Origin of the sequence: Polaribacter sargassicola, assembly GCF_021991835.1 — a bacterium.
GTDB lineage: Bacteria > Bacteroidota > Bacteroidia > Flavobacteriales > Flavobacteriaceae > Polaribacter > Polaribacter sargassicola.
Map to the genome: position 1 here is coordinate 1 of NZ_JAHDAU010000241.1, position 280 is coordinate 280.

Annotated in this window: 1 protein-coding gene; it reads left to right on the forward strand. The window is 71.1% G+C overall.

From position 1 onward, the window contains the following. On the forward strand, positions 1-280 hold a 280-nt coding region (locus KI686_RS16680; RefSeq protein WP_237590427.1), incomplete at both ends, for a hypothetical protein.

The following is a 280-nucleotide window of genomic DNA, read 5'->3' on the forward strand; positions in this document are numbered from 1 at the left end:
GATCGTGTCGAACACGATGCGCCCGGAGCAGCTCGGCACGGTCGAGGTCGACGGCACCGGCCTGACCGTGTACCTCGTCGCTCCCGAACCGCCGACGTCGGAGGAGGCGCTGAAGGACCTGGCGATCCCGACTCCGACCGGCATCGTGAAGCTGTCGGACATCGCCCAGGTCGAGCAGAGCAACGGGCCCACCGCGATCACCACCGAGAAGGGGCGCCGCACCGCCACCATCACGGTGCCGCCGGCCTCGGACGACCTGGCCGTCGCCACCCGCTCGGTG